General features: G+C 72.1%; 17 protein-coding genes. 4 read left to right on the forward strand and 13 right to left on the reverse strand.

The genetic code is table 11. The annotated features are described in order from the left end of the window. Positions 1–78: 78 nt before the first annotated feature. From cobT to ACZ7GJ_RS17235, 7 genes are all read right to left on the reverse strand, one after another. Positions 79–3,165 (reverse strand): nicotinate-nucleotide--dimethylbenzimidazole phosphoribosyltransferase, encoded by a 3,087-nt coding sequence (cobT, locus tag ACZ7GJ_RS17205; RefSeq protein ID WP_470752450.1) that lies wholly within the window; start codon positions 3,163–3,165, stop codon positions 79–81. A 274-nt stretch (positions 3,166–3,439) separates the two neighbouring features. Beyond that, positions 3,440–4,642, reverse strand: coding sequence for a precorrin-6y C5,15-methyltransferase (decarboxylating) subunit CbiE (gene cbiE / locus ACZ7GJ_RS17210; RefSeq protein ID WP_470752451.1), 1,203 nt, complete (start codon positions 4,640–4,642; stop codon positions 3,440–3,442). 81 nt (positions 4,643–4,723) lie between these two features. Then, positions 4,724–5,419, reverse strand: a complete 696-nt coding sequence (locus ACZ7GJ_RS17215) for a GNAT family N-acetyltransferase (RefSeq protein WP_470752452.1) — start codon at positions 5,417–5,419, stop codon at positions 4,724–4,726. A 177-nt stretch (positions 5,420–5,596) separates the two neighbouring features. Further along, positions 5,597–6,460 (reverse strand): MetQ/NlpA family ABC transporter substrate-binding protein, encoded by an 864-nt coding sequence (locus tag ACZ7GJ_RS17220; protein ID WP_470752453.1) that lies wholly within the window; start codon positions 6,458–6,460, stop codon positions 5,597–5,599. Between the two features lie 92 nt (positions 6,461–6,552). Beyond that, positions 6,553–7,221, reverse strand: a complete 669-nt coding sequence (locus tag ACZ7GJ_RS17225; RefSeq protein WP_365918166.1) for a methionine ABC transporter permease — start codon at positions 7,219–7,221, stop codon at positions 6,553–6,555. Continuing rightward, positions 7,218–8,276, reverse strand: a complete 1,059-nt coding sequence (locus ACZ7GJ_RS17230) for a methionine ABC transporter ATP-binding protein (RefSeq protein WP_470752492.1) — start codon at positions 8,274–8,276, stop codon at positions 7,218–7,220. Before ACZ7GJ_RS17230 ends, ACZ7GJ_RS17225 begins: the two co-directional genes overlap by 4 nt. Before the next feature lie 376 nt (positions 8,277–8,652). Beyond that, positions 8,653–9,315 (reverse strand): HAD-IA family hydrolase, encoded by a 663-nt coding sequence (locus ACZ7GJ_RS17235; protein ID WP_470752456.1) that lies wholly within the window; start codon positions 9,313–9,315, stop codon positions 8,653–8,655. 68 nt (positions 9,316–9,383) lie between these two features. Between ACZ7GJ_RS17235 and ACZ7GJ_RS17240 the strand changes: the two genes are divergently transcribed. Together ACZ7GJ_RS17240 and ACZ7GJ_RS17245 are read left to right on the forward strand one after the other, a co-directional pair. Then, positions 9,384–9,752: a hypothetical protein gene (locus ACZ7GJ_RS17240; RefSeq protein ID WP_470752457.1), complete on the forward strand. Its 369-nt coding sequence runs from the start codon at positions 9,384–9,386 to the stop codon at positions 9,750–9,752. Beyond that, positions 9,745–10,158 (forward strand): hypothetical protein, encoded by a 414-nt coding sequence (locus ACZ7GJ_RS17245; RefSeq protein WP_470752458.1) that lies wholly within the window; start codon positions 9,745–9,747, stop codon positions 10,156–10,158. Before ACZ7GJ_RS17240 ends, ACZ7GJ_RS17245 begins: the two co-directional genes overlap by 8 nt. A 25-nt stretch (positions 10,159–10,183) precedes the next feature. Here the strand turns inward: ACZ7GJ_RS17245 and ACZ7GJ_RS17250 are convergent, their stop codons facing one another. The 3 genes from ACZ7GJ_RS17250 to ACZ7GJ_RS17260 all read right to left on the reverse strand — a co-directional run bounded on the left by ACZ7GJ_RS17250 (position 10,184) and on the right by ACZ7GJ_RS17260 (position 12,504). After that, the gene (locus tag ACZ7GJ_RS17250) at positions 10,184–10,690 is read right to left on the reverse strand and encodes a GNAT family N-acetyltransferase (RefSeq protein WP_470752459.1); all 507 of its coding nucleotides are present in this window, start codon (positions 10,688–10,690) and stop codon (positions 10,184–10,186) included. Positions 10,691–10,727: 37 nt separating this feature from the next. Next, positions 10,728–11,273, reverse strand: a complete 546-nt coding sequence (locus ACZ7GJ_RS17255) for a sigma-70 family RNA polymerase sigma factor (protein WP_470752462.1) — start codon at positions 11,271–11,273, stop codon at positions 10,728–10,730. A gap of 73 nt (positions 11,274–11,346) precedes the next feature. Then, positions 11,347–12,504, reverse strand: a complete 1,158-nt coding sequence (locus ACZ7GJ_RS17260) for a glycerophosphodiester phosphodiesterase (RefSeq protein WP_470752463.1) — start codon at positions 12,502–12,504, stop codon at positions 11,347–11,349. A 265-nt stretch (positions 12,505–12,769) separates the two neighbouring features. Between ACZ7GJ_RS17260 and ACZ7GJ_RS17265 the strand changes: the two genes are divergently transcribed. Further along, entirely contained in the window at positions 12,770–13,399 is a 630-nt protein-coding gene (locus ACZ7GJ_RS17265) for a lysophospholipid acyltransferase family protein (RefSeq protein WP_470752465.1), read from the forward strand. 10 nt (positions 13,400–13,409) lie between these two features. Here ACZ7GJ_RS17265 and ACZ7GJ_RS17270 read toward each other — a convergent pair whose 3' ends face one another. The 3 genes from ACZ7GJ_RS17270 to ACZ7GJ_RS17280 form a co-directional block, all read right to left on the reverse strand. Further along, positions 13,410–14,882: a membrane-associated oxidoreductase gene (locus ACZ7GJ_RS17270; protein ID WP_470752466.1), complete on the reverse strand. Its 1,473-nt coding sequence runs from the start codon at positions 14,880–14,882 to the stop codon at positions 13,410–13,412. A gap of 69 nt (positions 14,883–14,951) precedes the next feature. Then, positions 14,952–16,496, reverse strand: a complete 1,545-nt coding sequence (locus ACZ7GJ_RS17275; RefSeq protein WP_470752468.1) for an MFS transporter — start codon at positions 16,494–16,496, stop codon at positions 14,952–14,954. After that, positions 16,493–17,044: a TetR/AcrR family transcriptional regulator gene (locus tag ACZ7GJ_RS17280; protein WP_470752470.1), complete on the reverse strand. Its 552-nt coding sequence runs from the start codon at positions 17,042–17,044 to the stop codon at positions 16,493–16,495. Before ACZ7GJ_RS17280 ends, ACZ7GJ_RS17275 begins: the two co-directional genes overlap by 4 nt. A gap of 89 nt (positions 17,045–17,133) precedes the next feature. Here ACZ7GJ_RS17280 and ACZ7GJ_RS17285 point away from each other — a divergent pair, with 89 nt between their 5' ends. Next, on the forward strand, positions 17,134–17,664 hold the full coding sequence (locus ACZ7GJ_RS17285; protein WP_470752471.1) for an HAD domain-containing protein: 531 nt from the start codon (positions 17,134–17,136) through the stop codon (positions 17,662–17,664). The last annotated feature ends 122 nt before the right edge of the window (positions 17,665–17,786 follow it).

The following is a 17,786-nucleotide window of genomic DNA, read 5'->3' on the forward strand; positions in this document are numbered from 1 at the left end:
GGACCCGCGCCTCAATCGCCGGCGGGGCTGGAATTGCCGTTGTGCGGCAACCCGGCCCCGCGGCAGCGACCGGCAGGGCTACTTCTCGGTGACTCCGGCAGAGTCGAAGGTGGCGACCTCGTGCATCGCGCGGGCCGCGCTCTGGACCAGCGGGAGGGCGAGCAGTGCGCCCGTGCCCTCGCCGAGGCGGAGGTCCAGGTCCACCAGCGGACGCAGGCCGAGCTTGTTCAGCGCCGCCACGTGGCCCGGCTCCGCACTGCGGTGGCCCGCGATGCACGCGGAGAGGGCCTCCGGGGCGATGGCGCGCGCGACCAGGGCGGCGGCGCCGGCGCTGACGCCGTCCAGGATGACCGGCGTACGCAGCGAGGAACCGCCGAGGATCAGGCCGACGATCGCCGCGTGCTCCAGGCCGCCGATGGCCGTGAGGACGCCGATCGGGTCCGCCGGGTCGGGCTGGTGGAGCTCCAGGGCGCGGCGTACGACCTCGACCTTGCGGGCGTGCGTCTCGTCGTTGATGCCCGTGCCGCGGCCGGTGACCTCCGCCGGGTCCACCCCGGTGAAGACCGAGATGAGGGCTGCGGAGACCGTGGTGTTCGCGATGCCCATCTCGCCCGTGAGCAGGGCCTTGTTGCCCGCCGCGACCAGGTCGCGGGCCGTCTCGATGCCCACCTCGATGGCCGCCACGGCCTCCTCGCGGGTCATCGCGGGGCCGACGGACAGGTCGGCGGTGCCCGGGCGGACCTTGCGCGGGAGCAGGCCCGGGGTGGCGGGCAGGTCGCCCGCCACGCCGACGTCGACCACGCAGACCTCGGCGCCCACCTGGTTGGCGAAGGCGTTGCAGACGGCGCCGCCGCCCAGGAAGTTGGCCACCATCTGGGTGGTGACCTCCTGGGGCCAGGGGGTGACTCCCTGGGCGTGCACTCCGTGGTCGCCCGCGAAGATCGCGACGGCCGCGGGCTCCGGGATCGGCGGCGGGCAGACCCGCGAGAGGCCGGCCAGCTGGGCGGAGATGATCTCCAGCATGCCCAGGGCCCCGGCGGGCTTGGTCATGCGCTTCTGCCGCTCCCAGGCCTCGCCCAGCGCCTTGGCGTCGAGCGGGCGGATGCCGGCGACCGTCTCCGAGAGCAGGTCGTGCGGCTCCTCGCCGGGCAGCGCGCGGCGCCCGTACGTCTCCTCGTGCACGACCCAGGACAGCGGCCGTCGCTGGGACCAGCCGGCCTGGGCGAGCTCGGGCTCGTCGGGGAACTCGTCGACGTAGCCGACGCACAGGTACGCGACGACCTCCAGGTGCTCCGGCAGGCCGAGCTCGCGGACCATCTCGCGCTCGTCGAAGAAGCTGACCCAGCCGACACCGAGGCCTTCGGCGCGCGCGGCGAGCCAGAGGTTCTCGACGGCGAGGGCCGAGGAGTACGGGGCCATCTGCGGCTGGGTGTGCCGGCCGAGGGTGTGGCGGCCGCCGCGGGTGGGGTCGGCGGTGACGACGATGTTCACCGGGGTGTCGAGGATGGCCTCGATCTTGAGTTCCTTGAACTGCTTGGCCCGGGCCTTGGGCAGCGAGTTCGCGTAGGCCTCGCGCTGGCGCTGGGCGAGCTCGTGCATCGTCCGGCGGGTCTCGGCGGAGCGGATGACGACGAAGTCCCAGGGCTGGGAGTGGCCGACGCTGGGCGCGGTGTGGGCCGCCTCCAGGACGCGCAGCAGCACCTCGTGCGGGATGGGGTCGGTACGGAAGCCCTTGCGGATGTCGCGGCGCTCGCGCATGACGCGCAGGACGGCCTCGCGCTCGGCGTCGTCGTACGCGGGCGCCGGGTCGCCTGCGGCGGGCTCGGCCGCTACCGGTACGGGCTGCTCGACGGCTACGGCCTCGGCCTCGGGCTCCGCCGGGGCGGGCTCCGCCGGGGTCTCGGGCTCGACGGCCGGCTGCGGCGCCGGTTCGGCCGCTACGGGGAGCGGCTGCTCGGCGGCGGCCGGCTCGGGCTGGGGTTCGGCGGCCGGGGCCGCCGCCTCCACGATCTGCGGCTCGGGCTGCGGCTGCGGCTCCGGGGTCGCGGCCGGGGCGACGGGCGCCTCGGCGGCCACCGGCTCGGGAGCGACCTCCACCAGGGGCGGCTCGGGCTGCGGCTCGGGGGCGGGCTCCGGCGCGACCTCGGGCGCGGCCTCGGCCACGACGGGCGCGGGCTCCGCGTGTACGGGCTGCACGGGCGCGGGCTCCACGTGCACGGGCTGTACGGCTACGGGCTCCACCGCGACGACCGGCTCGGGGGCGAGGACCGGTTCCGGGGCGGGCAGCGGCTCGGGCGCGGGCTCCGGGGCGGTCTCGGCGACCACCGGCTCGGGCAGGGGCTCCGGCTGCGGCTGCGGCTCCGGCTGGGGCTGCGGCTCGGCGGCGGCCGTCACCGCGACGGGCTCCGGCGCCTCCGCGGGCAGCGGCTGCGTCGCCCACGGTGTACCGGCCTGCGGCGGGATCTCGGCCGACTGCGGCACGGCGGGCTCGGCGCGCGGGATGTCCAGGTACTCGGGGCCCGGGGCGGCGACCGGGGCGGGCTGGAACGCCGGAACCGGCGCCGGCGCCGCGGCCGGACCGCGGTCCGCGAGGGACCGTACGACTCCGCCGGTGGCCTCGGGGACGGGCGGGCCCATGTGCAGCGGGCGCCGCACCGGGGCGACCGGGGCCGGGCTCTGCACCGGCGCCTGCATCCGGGGAGCCTGCGGGGCCACCAGGCCGCCGAGGTCGAGCGCGCCGGAGTCGCGGCCGCCGGCCTCGTGCGCGCCCGCGCTGTAGGAGGAGTCGGGGAACGGCTGTTCCGGGTACCCGGGTTCGGGGTAGCCCACCGGTGCGGGGGGCGCGGGCTGCGCGTACGCGGCGGACACGTCGGCGACCGGGGCCGGCTGCTGGTACTCGGCGTAGGGCGCGTCCGAGTACAGCGCGGGCTCGGGGAAGGACGGCATGGGCGGCACCACCTGCGGGTCGCTCCAGGCGCCCTGGCCGCTGGGCATCAGCAGCAGTTCCTCGTCCTCCGGCTCGGCCGGGTTGTCCACGAGGTCCTGGAAGGCGTAGCCGCCGCTCAGGGGGGCGGGCATGGGAACCGGGGCGGGGACGCCCGGCTGATCCACCATGCCCGCGTTGTCCGGGTGACCCTCGCCCGGGACCTGGCCGGTGTCAGTCATGCGTACCCCTCGCCCATCGGTGTTGCCTCTTCGATCGCCCGGTCGCCCACGAGGCCGCCGAGCGGAGTTGCGGTGCGGGTCCGCCGTACGGCGCGTCCGCCTCGCGTACGCCCTCACGGCAACCAGTAAGCATTGTCGCGCCCGTCGGCGGACCTGGCGGCCATAACCGCCAGGGTCCGCTGTGGACTGCGCCACGTCGCGCGTCCTCCGGTGTCGTAGTGCCCGAATCGTCCTGGGCGGTACGACGATCGGCCAGCCTACCCCGGGGGCTGCGTCAGCGGTTCACGGGGCGCTGTGCGGCCAGGAGGAAGACGACGGAGCGCTGCTGTTCGGTCCAAGTACGGGTGTCCAGGCCCACGGACTGGAGCAGCGCGCACTCGACCTCGTACCCGCCCGCGGTCAGGGCGCGGCCGATGGCCTCGGCCTCGTCGCGGGTGGAGGCGTGGCTGACGATCCGTTCGGGGCGCCGGTCGGCGACGGCCGCGACGACCTCGGCCCCGCCGCCGCCGACGCGTACGACGTCCGGCTCGGGGAGGTCTTCCAGTACGTGGGGGGCGCGTCCGGCGACGACTTGGAGCTGGACTCCGCGCGCACGGGCCGCGGCGCTCGCGCGTTCGCAGTTGTTCGGGTCGGCGTCGACCGCGATGACGGCCGCGCCGAGGGCGGCGGCGTCGACGGCGAGGGCTCCGGAGCCGGCGCCGATGTCCCAGACGAGGTCGCCGGTGCGCGGGCCGAGCCGGGCGAGCTGCATCGCGCGCAGGTGCGCCGACTCCCCTTCCCCTACGTCGGTCTGCGGCCGTGCCCAGCCGCGGCCCGTGGCCCGGGCGGGGCTCTGGCCGAGCAGCCATGCCGGGTCGGAGCCGAGGGCCTGTCCGCCGCCGCCGATGACGATGACGACGTTGGGGTCCCGCCAGCTGTGGTCGGCGACCTTGTCGGAGGTCAGGACGGAGACCTGCTCCTTGTCGGTGCCCAGTTCCTCGCAGATGACGAAGGTGCGGTGGACCCCGTCGAGCAGCAGCGCGAGTTCGGCGGGGCCGGCTCCGGGCGAGGTGAGGACGGCGACCTTGGCGTGGGCGCGGCAGACGTTGACGGCGCGGCGCAGGGTGCGGGGGTGGGCGACGACGACCTGGGCGTCGTCCCAGGGCATCCCGGCGCGGGCGAAGGCGGCGGCGACCGCGGAGACCGCGGGGACCACCTCGACTTCGAGGCCGTGCTCGGGGGCGCGCAGGGTGCGTACGGCGCCGAAGAAGCCGGGGTCGCCGTCGGCGAAGACCACGGCGGTGCCGCGGTGGCCGGCGATCCGGCGGGCGGCGAGCCCGAGGCTGCCGAGGCGGATGCGCTCGGCGCCGGGCGGGACTTCGGGGAGCGCGAGGTGGTGGGCGGCGCCGGCCACCAGGGTGGCGGCGGAGAGCGCTGACCGGGCGGCCGCGGTCAGGGGCGAGCCGTCCCAGCCGATCACGGTGACCCGGTCGGCCATCGTCGTCAATCTCCTGTCGTGGGGGGGCAGGCGAAGCTTCGTCCGGGAGGTCGGGCACGGTGAGACTACCCGGTCATCCGGTCAGTTCCAGTCGGCGCCGACGGCGTGGCCGTTCGCGTCGGCCCGGTGGTCGACGTCGTATCCGTCGTATCCGTCGGAGTAGCCGTCCGCGTATCCGTCCGCGTAGCCGTCGCCGTCGTCGAGGTCCTCGGGGAGCAGGCTCCAGACGATGAGGTCGGTGCGGCTGTCGGTCCAGGTGCCGTCGGCCGTCTGGGTGCGCACTATCCACGCGTTGCGCAGGACGCCTTCGCTGATGCAGCCGATCTTCTGGGCCACCTGCTGGGAGGCGGTGTTGTCGGCGGCGGTGCGCAGTTCGAGGCGTTCGAAGGCCTGGTCGCGGAAGAGCCACCGGGCGACGGCGAGCACGGACTCGCTGGCGTAGCCCTCGCCCCTGGCCCACGGGGCGGTGACGTAGCCGACCTCGGTGGCGCGGGTGCGCCAGTTGGTGTTCTGGAGGTGGACGATGCCGACGAGGCGGTGGGTGAGGAACTCGGTGACGGCGAAGACGATGCCGCGGCCCTCGGTGCGCTCGGCGTGGGAGACCCGGGTGGCCCAGGCGACCGCGTCGGCGTGGGTGTAGGGGTGCGGGACCGAGGTCCAGGCGGTGACGGGCTCGTCGTTCATCATCTCGGCGAGCGCGGTGACGTCCTCTTCCTCGAAGGGGCGCAGCACCAGCCGGTCCGTGCTGATGGTGACGTCCGGGAAGGTGGTAGTCATGCGCAGCTCCATGCCTGAGACCGTGGTGCGACCGTTGTGCGGGACCGTTTGTGCGGGTCGTAGGCCACAGCATGCAGCATCGGCCCGGCGATGTGCAGGGCCGGGTTGCCCGGAAGCGGGCAGCGGCCGGCCCCGTACGCCGCCGGGCGTACGGGGCCGTGCGACCTGGCTACGGGGTCAGGACTTCGGGGCGCCGAAGGCCGGGATGACCGAGCCCTGGTACTTCTCCTCGATGAACTTCTTGACCTCGTCGGAGTTCAGGAGCTTGGCGAGCTTCTGGATCCGCGGGTCGTTCTGCTTGCCGTCCTTGACCGCCAGGAAGTTGGCGTACGGGTTGCCCTCGGCCTTCTCCAGGGCCAGCGCGTCCTTGGCGGGGCTGAGCTTGGCCTCGATGGCGTAGTTGCCGTTGATGACTGCGGCGTCCACGTCGTTCAGGGCGCGCGGGACCGTGGCGGCCTCGAGCTCCTTGAACTGCAGGCCCTTCTTGTCGGTGATGTCGGACAGCTTGGCGGCGGTGCCGACACCCTCCTTGAGGGTGATCAGGTTGTTCGCGGCGAGCAGCTGGAGCGCGCGGCCCTCGTTGGTGGTGTCGTTGGGGACGGCGATGGTCTGGCCGGCCTTGATGTCGGTGAGGGCCTTGACCTTCTTGGAGTAGAGGCCGAGGGGCTCCAGGTGCACGTTCACGACGGGCACGATGTGCGTGCCGTTCTTCTTGTTGAAGTCGTCGAGGTACGGCTTGTGCTGGAAGAAGTTGCCGTCGACCTGGCCCTGCTCGGTGGCGGTGTTCGGCAGGACGTAGTCCGTGAACTCCTTGACCTCCAGCTTGAGGCCGTCCTTCGCCGCGAGCTTGTCCTTGACGAAGTTCAGGATGTCGGCGTGCGGGCTCGGGGAGGCCGCGATGACGAGCGGCTTGCTCTCGTCGACCTTGCCGCCGTCGGCCTTGGTGGAGGACGGGTCCGAGGAGCTGCCGCAGGCGGTGAGGCCGAGGGCGAGGGCGGTCGCGGTGGCGGCGAGGGCGGTGGCCTTGAGGTTCTTACGCACGAAGAGTGCCTTTCTTGCTTTTTCAGGGTGGTGGCCCAAGCACGACAAGTGCGGGCTCTGTTGGGAGAAAAGTCTTGTCAGCGTGGGTGCGCTCAGGCTGTCCGGCCGCGGCGGGCCAGGAGGCGTACCACGCCGTCGCCGAGCAGCTGGATCACCGTGACGATGGCGATCAGGACCACGACGGTGGCGACCATGAAGCCGGTCTCGAATCGCTGGAAGCCGTAGGTGATGGCCTTGGAGCCGAGTCCTTCGCCGCCGACCGCGCCGGCCATGGCGGAGTAGCCGACCAGGGTGATCACGGTGGTGGTGATGCCGGCGACCAGGGAGGGCAGGGCCTGCGGGAGGAGCACCTTGCCGACCAGGGTGGGGATGCCGCCGCCCATGGACTCGACGGCTTCGACCAGACCGTGGTCCACCTCGCGGACGGCGGTCTCGACGAGCCGGGCGAAGAAGGGGATGGCGCCGATGGCGAGCGGGACGATCATGGCGGTGGGGCCGATGAAGGTGCCGACGATGGCCGTGGTGACCGGGATCAGGAAGATCAGCAGGATGATGAACGGCAGCGAGCGGCCGATGTTCACGATCACGCCGAGGACCTTGTTGAGCGGCCGGTTCTGCAGGAGGCCGCCCTTGTCGGTGAGGACGAGGAGGATGCCGATGGGCAGTCCGCCGAGGACGGTCACCAGGGTGGACCACAGGACCATGTAGAGGGTGTCGAAGGTGCCCTGGGTGAGCAGGGGCTCCATCTCGGACCAGGTCACTTGGCACCGTCCTTGACCAGCTCGGCGAGCTCTGCGTCAGCGTCTACGGAGTCGGCGTCCACGACGTCGACCTGGAGGCCCTGCTCGCGCAGGAAGCCGATGGGTACGACGTTGTCGTCGTAGCGGCCGGGGAGCTCGATGCGCATCCGGCCGATCTGCCTGCCGCCGACGGTGTCCATGGCCGCACCCAGGATCGATATGTCGATGTTGTAGGTGCGGGCCAGCTGGGAGATGACCGGCTGGGTGGCGGTCTCCCCGTGGAAGGTCACGTCGATGACCGTGTGCTCGGCGGTGGTCGCGGAGCCGGTCAGCGGGAAGAGTTCGTGGGCGAGCTGGGAGCCGGGGGTGGCCAACAGCTCGGAGACGGTGCCGGACTCGACGACGCGTCCCTGCTTCATCAGCGCGGCCGAGTCGCAGACCGCCTTGACCACGTCCATCTCGTGCGTGATGAGCAGGACGGTCAGGCCGAGCTGCCGGTTGAGGTCGCGCAGCAGCTGGAGGATCGAGCGGGTGGTCTCGGGGTCCAGGGCGCTGGTGGCCTCGTCGGACAGCAGCACCTTGGGGTCGCCGGCCAGGGCGCGGGCGATGCCGACGCGCTGCTTCTGGCCGCCGGAGAGCTGGCCGGGGTAGGCCTTGGCCTTGTCGGCGAGGCCTACGAGGTCGAGGAGCTCGGCGGCCTTGCGGGAGCGCTCGCGGCCGGATACGCCGAGGATCTCCAGGGGCAGTTCGATGTTGCCCTGGACGGTGCGCGAGGACAGCAGGTTGAAGTGCTGGAAGACCATGCCGATGCGGCTGCGGGCCTCGCGAAGCTCCTTGCCGGCCCGGCGGCCGCGGCCGGCGAGCGCCGTGAGGTCGACTCCGTCCACGGTCACGGTGCCGGTGGTGGGGCGCTCCAGCAGGTTCACGCAGCGGATGAGGGAGGACTTGCCGGCGCCGCTCTGGCCGATGACTCCGTAGACCTCGCCCTCGCGGACGTGCAGGTCGACGCCGTCCAGGGCGGTGACCTCACGGCCACGGGACTGGTAGACCTTCGTGAGGCCCGATGTGGTGATCACAGGATTTCCGTCGCTGTCGAGTGCACGGCGCAGCGGGGTGCCGGGCACGGGGCAAGGATCTGGGAACGCGATACGGGTCGAACCGCCAGAAAACGCTGGTGGTGACGCATGCGCGGGGCAGTAGCGGTCCGGGGTCACACGGTGGTGCCGGACGGGCTCGGCCGGCCTCGCTTCGGGGCGCGAGACTGCAGGAAGGGGGCCCTCAGAAGGCGCACATTCGACACATACAACGAGCACCGGGCGTCTTCATCGCCTCGGTCGCAAGGGTGCGGCTGCTCGTCGTGGTCATGGGCCCCAGTAAACCAGACGTATCCCTTGACCGATCAACGATGTCCGCATAGCGGACGGATTTCGGCCGCATAGCGGACAACACCGGTTATGGGCGGGGGTCCGTCCCGACCACCAGGCCATCGGCACTGACCTGCACGGACACGGCCGAAAGGTCCCGTACGACCACGTCCGCGTCGAGTTCCGCAGCGGTGTGCGTTGTGGTCAAGGCCACGGTCCGCATCCCGGCCGCGCGGCCGGCCGCCAGCCCCGCCGGTGCGTCCTCGAAGACCACGCAGCGGGCCGGGTCCGCACCGAGCCGGGCGGCCGCCAGCAGGAAGGGCTCGGGGTCGGGCTTGCCCCGGGTGATGTCCTCGGCGGCGACCAGCTCGGGGAAGTCGATGCCCACCTCGCGCAGCCGGGCCTCGGCCAGCGGCCGGGTGGCGGAGGTGACCACCGCCCAACGGCCGGCCGGCAGCGCGGACAGCAGTTCCTTGGTGCCGGGCAGCAGTACGGCCCCGCCCGGTACGTCCTCGATCTCCAGCGCCTCGATCCGGGCCAGGGCCGCGGCCCGCACCCCGGCGGGGAGCAGCTCGGCGATGATCTCCGCCGCGGGGCGGCCGTGCAGCTCGACCCGGGCGAATTCCTCCTCGGTGATCCCGTACTCGCGGGCCCAGCGGGTCCAGCAGCGGTGCACGGAGTCCATGGAGGAGACGAGCGTGCCGTCGTTGTCGAACAGCAGAGCGTCAGCGGGGATGGCATGCAGATTCATGTCTTCCAGCAAAGCCCGGGAGCAGGGGTGCGCGCACTGGGTCTTTCGGCCCGTAATACGCTCGCTGCATGCTCGACGCCCTGACGGTCGCCATCGGCGTGGCCGCACTCGCCCTCGCCGCCTGGTGCGGTTTCGCCGCCTGGCGGGACCAGCCGACCAAGGACTGGCACTTCATCGGCATGGCCGTGGTGACCGTCCTGGTCCTCGCCCAGCTGGTGGTCGGCCTGGTCCAGCTCGCCCGCGGCGAGGAGCCGGGCCAGGGCACGGTGCTGTTCGTGTCGTACCTGTTGGGCGCGCTCGCGGCGATCCCGGCCGCCGCGCTGCTCTCGCTGACCGAGCGGACCAAGTGGGGCTCGGTGACGGTGGCCGCGGGCGCGGTCGTCCTCGCTGTCCTCGAAGTACGGCTCTACGACATCTGGGGATCCACCGGTGCCTGACACGACGACTGACACTCCCGCCGCGCGCAGGCGGCTGGTCTCCGGGCCGGGGCTGCTGCTGGTGTGGCTGTACGGGGTGATGGTGGTGGGCGCCGTCTCGCGGTCGGCGTACCAGATCTCCACCGAGTTCGACCGGGCGCCGCTGGCGTACTCGCTGTCCGCGGCGGCGGCCGTGGTCTACGCCTTCATCACCTACTCGCTGGTGCGCGGCGGGGAGCGGGCCCGCAAGGCGGCGCTGCTGTGCTGCGCCGCCGAGCTGGTGGGCGTACTGACGGTGGGGGCCTGGACGCTGGCGCGTCCGGAGGCCTTCCCCGACGCGACCGTGTGGTCGGACTTCGGGATGGGCTACCTGTTCATCCCGGTGATCCTGCCGATCACCGGGATGCTCTGGCTGCGCAAGCGCTGAATCAGGCGCCGAGTCAGGCTCTGAATCAGGCGCTGACCGCGAAGTCCGAGGCCTCCTTGGCCTCCTTCTCCAGGATCACCAGCCGCACGCCGTCGGAAGCGGTGCGGCCGCCGACCTGGGTGTAGCCGGCCTTGCGGTAGAGGCGCAGGTTGCTCTCGCTCTTGTGTCCGGTGTGCAGCCGGTAGCGGGCGGTCCCGTCGTGGCCCGCGAGGGCCTCCTCGACGGCGCGCAGCAGCCGGGCGCCGAGCCCGTGGCCCTGGAGCCGCGGGTGCACGCAGAGCTTGGCGATCTTGCCGGTGCCCTCTTCGTCGACGTTGCCGCGCACGGCGCCGACGATCTCGTCGCCGAGCCGGGCCACCAGAACGGTGTCCGACGCCAGCTCCGCCTTCAGGGAGTCCAGGGACTGGGTCAGGGGCTGGATGCGGTAGTTGCCGTACAGCTCCGCCTCGCTCTGGAACGCCAGGTACTGGAGTTTGATGATCTGCTCGGCGTCCTCGGCAGTTGCTGCCGAAATGGTCACGCTCATGCCCATGTGCGCATGCCTCCCGCTCACCTGGTGGCCCGTTGGTCTACCGCTCCTTTCCCCGCAGGCCAGGAGCCGCAACCTCTGCAGCCAGCATTCTGCGCAGACATCCCAGGCAACGGGAACGGACAGGCCCCAAACTTCCTTGTGAGATACCCAACTCTCCTGCGATTTCACGGTAGGTGAGGTCCCTGGGCGAAAGAAGTGCTCCCATCAGCTCCGGACACCGTCCGGGCAATCGGGCGACCGCCGATCGGAGGGCCCTGTTCTCCTCCCCGTTCAGAAGGGCGTCTTCCGGTTCTGCGGCCGCGCTGGTAAGGGGTCCCCCGTCCACCTGGTGGCGGCGGTGGCCGTACGGCACTTCGCGCCGCGCCCGGCGCCGCGCCCGGCGCGCCTCGCCCCGTACCGCCCGGCGCAGCCAGCGCGCGGGCTCGGCGAGGGTGCGCTGACCCGGGTCGCGTTCGAGCAGCCTGACCCAGACGGCTTGTTCCAGGTCGGCCGCGTCCACTCCGGTGCCCGCGGCCTCGGCGGCCGCCTCGGCGGAGAGCAGCGGGCCGAGCTTCTCAAAGAGGTCAGCCTTCAGCAGGTCCATGCCGGGCGGGACGCGAAGGCCGCGCCCGGCGGTTTCCCCGCCGGGCGCGGCACACTCGTACGAGAAGCCCCGGCTACCGGTTGACGCCCCGGCCCGGGCGGAAATCCTCCGCCGCGAGCAGCCCGGTGTCCGGGTTGTCGGTGAAGATGCCGTCGATGCCCTGTTCGAAGTACTTCCGGAAGGCGGCGAAGGCGTCCCCGTAGGCGTTCGGGTCGGTGCCCTTGCGGTAGTCGGCGGGCAGGAAGGTGTTCTCGTTGCGCGCCGTGTAGGGGTGCAGGATCAGCCCCTGCGCGTGGGCGTCCTTGACCAGCGTGGTCGGGGACGTGAGCTTGCCCGCCGCGTCGCGCGGCAGGATCAGGTCCATGGTCGGGCCGAGGCCCTGGGCGAAGCCGGCGATCCACTTCAGGCCCTCGGGCTTGACCAGGTCCGCGACCGTACGGGGGTCCTTGGCCAGCTCGAAGTCCCACGGGCGGGTGGCGGCGGCGGAGAGCAGGACCACGCGCGGCGCGGAGACCAGCCGGGAGAGCCGCTGGATGCTGGACGGCTCGAAGGACTGGAGGAAGAGGGGCGCGCCCCGGCCGTCGCGACCGTAGCGGCGCAGCAGCTTGGCGAGCGGCTCCTCCAGGCCGAGGCCGAGCGAGCGGAAGTAGCTGGGGTGCTTGGTCTCGACGTGCAGCCAGACCCGCTTGCCGCGCCGCTTGCCCTCGCGGTCGGCCCAGCGGAGCACCTCTTCGAAGGTGGGCACCGCCCACCGGCCGTCGTAGAGGGTGTTGCGCTGCCGGACGGCGGGGATACGTTCCTTCGCCCGCAGGGTCTTCAGCTCGGCGAGGGTGAAGTCCTCGGTGAACCAGCCGGTCAGCGAGACCCCGTCGATCGACTTCGTGGTGCGCCGGGACGCGAACTCGGGGTGGTCGGCGACGTCGGTGGTGCCGCCGATCTCATTCTCGTGCCGGCACACGAGATGGCCGTCCCGGGTGGGGACGAGGTCCTGCTCGACGACGTCGGCGCCGAGGTCGAGGGCGAGCTGGTAGGAGCCGATCGTGTGCTCGGGCCGGTAGCCGCTGGCCCCCCGGTGGCCGATGACCGTCGGGACGGGGAGGTCGCGGTATCCGCCACCGTGGCCGGCGCCCGCCGCCGCTGCGGGACCCGCCGAGAGACCGGCCAGACTGCCGCCCGCCGCCAGGACTGCCGCCCCCAGGACCGTACGCCGCGCTGCCCCACCCTGTGTCATGAACACTCCTCTTTCTCGGCCCGGATCGGCCCGCCGATGGTAGGCAAATGCCGATGGCGGGACGGTGGGACTGTGGGGAACATGGCGGAAACATGCGTCAACACTGCGTATCCACCTCGTGAACCCGATGTGCGATCAGACCTGACCCGCGAGTATCGTCCTCACCTGCACTGCTGCCGTACGGCGAGTGCGCGAACCGCTTTTCGATGCCGGAGGGCCCACGTTGTTCCGTACTGCGCTCATCAAAGCCACTGTCGGACCGGTCATGCGCATGATGTTCCGCACCCGCGTGGAGGGCATCGAGAACATCCCGGGCTCCGGACCGGTGATTCTGGCGGGCAACCACCTCACCTTCATCGACTCCATGATCCTTCCGCTGGTGTGCGACCGCACGGTCCACTTCATCGGCAAGGACGAGTACGTGACGGGCAAGGGGCTCAAGGGCCGCCTGATGGCGTGGTTCTTCACCGGCGCCGGAATGATCCCCGTCGACCGTGACGGGGCCAACGGCGGCGTCGCGGCCTTGATGACCGGTCGCAGGATCCTCGACGAGGGCAAGATCTTCGGCATCTACCCCGAGGGCACCCGCTCCCCCGACGGGCGCCTCTACCGCGGCCGCACCGGCATCGCCCGCCTCACCCTGATGACCGGCGCCCCCGTGGTCCCGTTCGCGATGATCGGCACCGACAAGCTCCAGCCCGGCGGCGCCGGCATGCCGCGCCCGGGCCGGGTCACCGTCCGGTTCGGCGAGCCGATGGAGTTCTCCCGCTACGAGGGCATGGACCGCGACCGCTACGTGCTGCGCGCCGTCACCGACTCGGTGATGGCCGAGGTCATGCGGCTCTCGGGCCAGGAGTACGTGGACATGTACGCGACCAAGGCGAAGGCCGCGTGACCGCGTGACCCTACTGCCTCTGCAGTGACCGGCTGACGCCCGCCGCCGTGGTGGTGGCGAGGATCCACCCGGTCACGACCAGCAAGTAGGACAGCCACTGGTGCCAGCCGCTCGGCGCGTAGGCACCCTCCTGCCCGAAGCTGATGATCGGCACCAGCAGGTCGATCGTGTAGAACACCGCGTTGAAGTCCGGGGCCTCCCCCGCCTTCAGGGGCCGCGGCGGAGTGATCCCGTAGGCGATCGCCCCGGTCAGCAGCAGGGCCAGCAGCCAGCCGACCGGCCGCAGCGGCCGGAATCCGTACCCGACGGTGACGTCCTGGAGCTGCCCCCACAGCCGGGCGGGCCGGGGCAGGGTGCGGCGGTGCCTGCGCAGCTTGGCGAGCTGGACGGTCCGGGCGCCGGCCTCGTCGCCCGCCGTACGGTAGGCCGCGGCGAGCTGTTCGTAGATGTACGGCAGGTAGCCCGACTCCTCGCGCTCCAGCGCGGGCAGCCGCTGCTCGGCGGGCAGGTGCGGGCTCATCGCCCGGTAGCTGAGCCCGGCCAGGCGCACCGTACCCGGCCAGGTCTCGGGCTCCACGTGCAGCAGGTCGAACTGGGAACGGCGCAGGTTGACCGAGCCCTGGATGGTGCCGCAGTCCCGTAGCCAGACCTCGCCGGCGGTGCAGCTGCTCGCCCGCAGGGCCACGCCGCCGGGGTTGGTGAACCGGGCGCGCGCGAAGTTGAGCTGGCCCGGTATCCGGGATCCGGTGAGGTTGACCCGGCCGAGGAACTGCGCGCGCATCGCCCGCAGGTCGGTGCCGACGGTCACGTTCTCCGCGTGCAGGGCCGTGCCGCCCAGCTCGTGGAGTCGGGCGTCGTCGAGGTTGATCTGGCCCCCGACGACCGCGCCGTTGACGCGCGTCTGGCCGTGTACGGTCAGCCCGAAGGCGATGATGTCGGTGCCGATGGCGGCGTGGTTGAGCTGGAGCGCCGCTTCGCCGGCGAGCTCGCCCTCGACCGGGCCGATCACGGCGCCCTGGAGGAAGAGACCGCCCTCTATCTGGGCTCCCGCGAGGCGCACCGGGCCGCGGATCCGGCAGCAGGCCAGCCGCAGCGCGACCTCGACGCGGACGGTGGAGGCGGTGAGGCCCGGCAGGGACGAGTCGGTGAGGACCAGTGCGCGCAGCCGTGCCCCGTAGAGCCCCGGTTTGCGTTCGAACCAGCAGCCGCGCATCCGCATCGGGGCGTCGATCGCGGCGTACTTGAGGTCCAGTTTCCCGGTGACCTTGGCGCCCTTGATCTTGAGTCCGGGGACTTGGCCGGCCACGCTGGGGCCGCTCAGCAGGAGCGCCATGAGCACTTCGGCGCGTACGGTGCGCTCCGGTCCCCAGGAGGCGCCGTCGGCCGCGTCCTCGTCGGGGTCTGCCCGGAAGTCGACGCCGTCCCCGCGCGGGTAGGCGTCCCATACGCGGCGCTCCGCCGGGGTCAGGTCGTTGATCTCCATCGCCGGGATGGTGTCCCGCGGGCCGACGGACTGTCAACTCCGCACGGGACACCACCCGCTGGCATGGCGTCAGTGTTCGATGCCGTCCTGGAGCTTCTGGCCCTTCAGCAGGAACCAGGCGGCTGCGGCGGTGGCCAGCAGCACGGCCGCGCCGACGCCCGAAGCCAGCCGGAGCCCGTCCACGAAGGCCTCCTGGGCCGCGCCGACCATCTGCTGGGCGGTCTGCGGGTCCAGCGACCTGGCCGCTTCGACGGCGCCGCCGAGGGATTCGTGCGCGGCGTCGGCGACCGGGCCCGTGACGGAAGCGGGGGCGTTGAAGCCCTGGTAGACGCCGGTGACGACGGAGCCGAGCAGGGCGATGCCGAGGGCGGCGCCGAGTTCGTACGCCGTCTCGGAGACGGCGGAGGCCGAGCCGGCCTGCTCCTTGGGGACGCTGGAGAGGATCACGTCGGCGGTGACGGTGAAGGAGAAGCCCGCGCCGAGGCCGACGACGAGCAGGGCCGCGCCGAGCAGCGGGTAGCCGCTCTCCTTGTGGATCACGGTGAGCGCGGCCAGGGCCAGGCCGATGGCGGCGAGGCCGCCGGTCACGATGGACCGTACCGAGTACTTGCGGGCGTACTTGCCGGCGACGAGGCCGGTGGCCACCGCACCGATGGCGGCGGGCAGCTCGGCGAGCCCCGCCTCCAGCGGGTCGCGGCCCTGGACCAGCTGGAGGAACTGGGAGAGGAAGAAGACCAGCCCGGACAGCCCGAAGACGGTGAGCAGGTCGGCGAGGACCGCGCCGGAGAAGCCGCGGTGCTTGAAGAGCCGCATGTCGAGCAGCGGGGACGGCAGCGAGAACTGGCGGCGGACGAAGGCGTACAGGCATCCCGCGCCGAGCACGGCGGCGGCCCAGACTCCCCAGGTCAGGCCGTGGGTGGCGACTTCCTTGATCGCGTAGACGACGCCGATGACGCCGACGAGGGACAGGGCGACGCTGAGCAGATCCCAGGGCCCGGCGACGGGGTTCTTGGACTCGGGCAGCAGCTTGATGCCGACGAGGACCAGGGCGATCATCACGGGGAGGTTGATGAGGAAGACCGAGCCCCACCAGAAGTGCTGGAGCAGGGCTCCTCCGACGACCGGTCCGACGGCCGCGCCGGCCGAGGCGGTGGCGCCCCAGATGCCGATGGCGAGGCTGCGCTCCTTGGGGTCGTGGAAGATGTTGCGGATCAGCGCCAGGGTGGACGGCATCAGGGTCGCGCCGGCCACGCCGAGCAGCGCCCGGGCCGCGATCATCATCTCGGGGCTGGTGGCGTAGGCGTTGAGGACCGAGACGGCGCCGAAGGCGGTGGCGCCGACCAGGAGCAGCTTCTTGCGGCCTATGCGGTCGCCGAGGGAGCCCATGGAGACGAGCAGACCGGCGATGACGAAGGAGTAGATGTCGCCGATCCACAGGAGCTGGGTGCCCGACGGCTTCAGGTCCTCACTGAGGGAGGGCGTGGCGAGACCGAGTACGGTGGCGTCGACCGCGACCAGCAGGACGGCCAGGACGAGCACGGAGAGCGCCAGCCAGCGCCCGGGGCTCCTCCCCTCCGCCCCCTTCTGCCGGCTCAGCTGTTCGGTACGGCTCATTTCTCCACACTCCGTCTTGCGCCACCGAGCAGCAACTCGATGATCATGTACTGAAAGTCCTTGGCGGCGACCCGGCCGTCCATCACGGCCCAGGCGCAGGTGCCGATGAGGCCGTAGAGGGCCTCGGTGAGCCAGGCGGGGCTCAGGTCGATGCGGATGTCGCCCTCGTCCTGGCCGCGCCGGAAGAGCGCTCCGACGCGGGCGTCGAGCCGCGCCCATCCCTCGTTGACCTCGTCGCCCTCGAAGAGCTGGTTCTCGGTGACGAGGAAGGCCAGGAGCTCGGCGTTCGGCTCCGCCTCGGCGACGAGCCGCCTGAGCGCGTCGATCGCCGTCCCCTCGTGGAGGCGGGCGTTGTCGAACGCCACCTCGAACTCCCGGATGCCGAGTTCCTCCAGGGCCCGTACGAGGGCGTCGCGCCCGGCGAAGTGCCGGTGGAGGGTCGCGCGGCCGATTCCGGCGGCGCGGGCGACCTCGTCCATCGTGGCGGTCGATTTGCGGGAGAGCAGGGCTGCCGCGTCGCGGAGCACCCGGTCACGATCCATAGCCATGAGACAACCATACCCCGAATGAGACGTCAACGTCTCATTCGATCGAAAAATAGGCTGCGAACAGGCAGCACGGAAGGAATCCTGCCGAGATGAAGCCCGCCAAACCCCTGCTGTTGATCGACGTCGACGGGCCGCTGAATCCGTACGCGGCCAAGCCCCAGCGCCGGCCCGAGGGCTACAGCACCCACCGGATGCGCCCGACGGGCTGGTCCCAGGCCGAGAGCCCGCGCCCGCTGCGGGTCTGGCTCAACCACGGCCACGGCGCGCAACTGCTCGCGCTGGCGGACTCGTACGAGCTGGTGTGGGCGACCACCTGGAAGGACGAGGCCAACGACTGGATAGGCCCGCACCTGGGACTGCCGCGACTGCCGTACATCGACTGGCCGGTGATGCACGGCCGGGCGCCGCGCGGGACGTTCTGGAAGACCCAGTACATCCTGGAGTACGCGGGGGCGCGCCCCTTCGCGTGGATCGACGACGACATCACGGCCATGGACCACGAGTACGTCGACCAGCACCACCCGGCGCACGCCCTGCTCCTGCGCATCGACGAGCGGATCGGGCTCGTCCGGGAGGACTTCGACACCCTGGCCGCATGGGCCGCACGGCCAACGGCCTGATCCTCGGCAGCTTCCGGACACGCGGAAGGGGTGGGGGGGGGGGGGGGGGGGGGGGGGGGGGGGGGGGGGGGGGGGGGGGGGGGGGGGGGGGGGGGGGGGGGGGGGGGGGGGGGGAGGGGGGG

Source organism: Streptomyces sp. NPDC037242, from assembly GCF_055604165.1.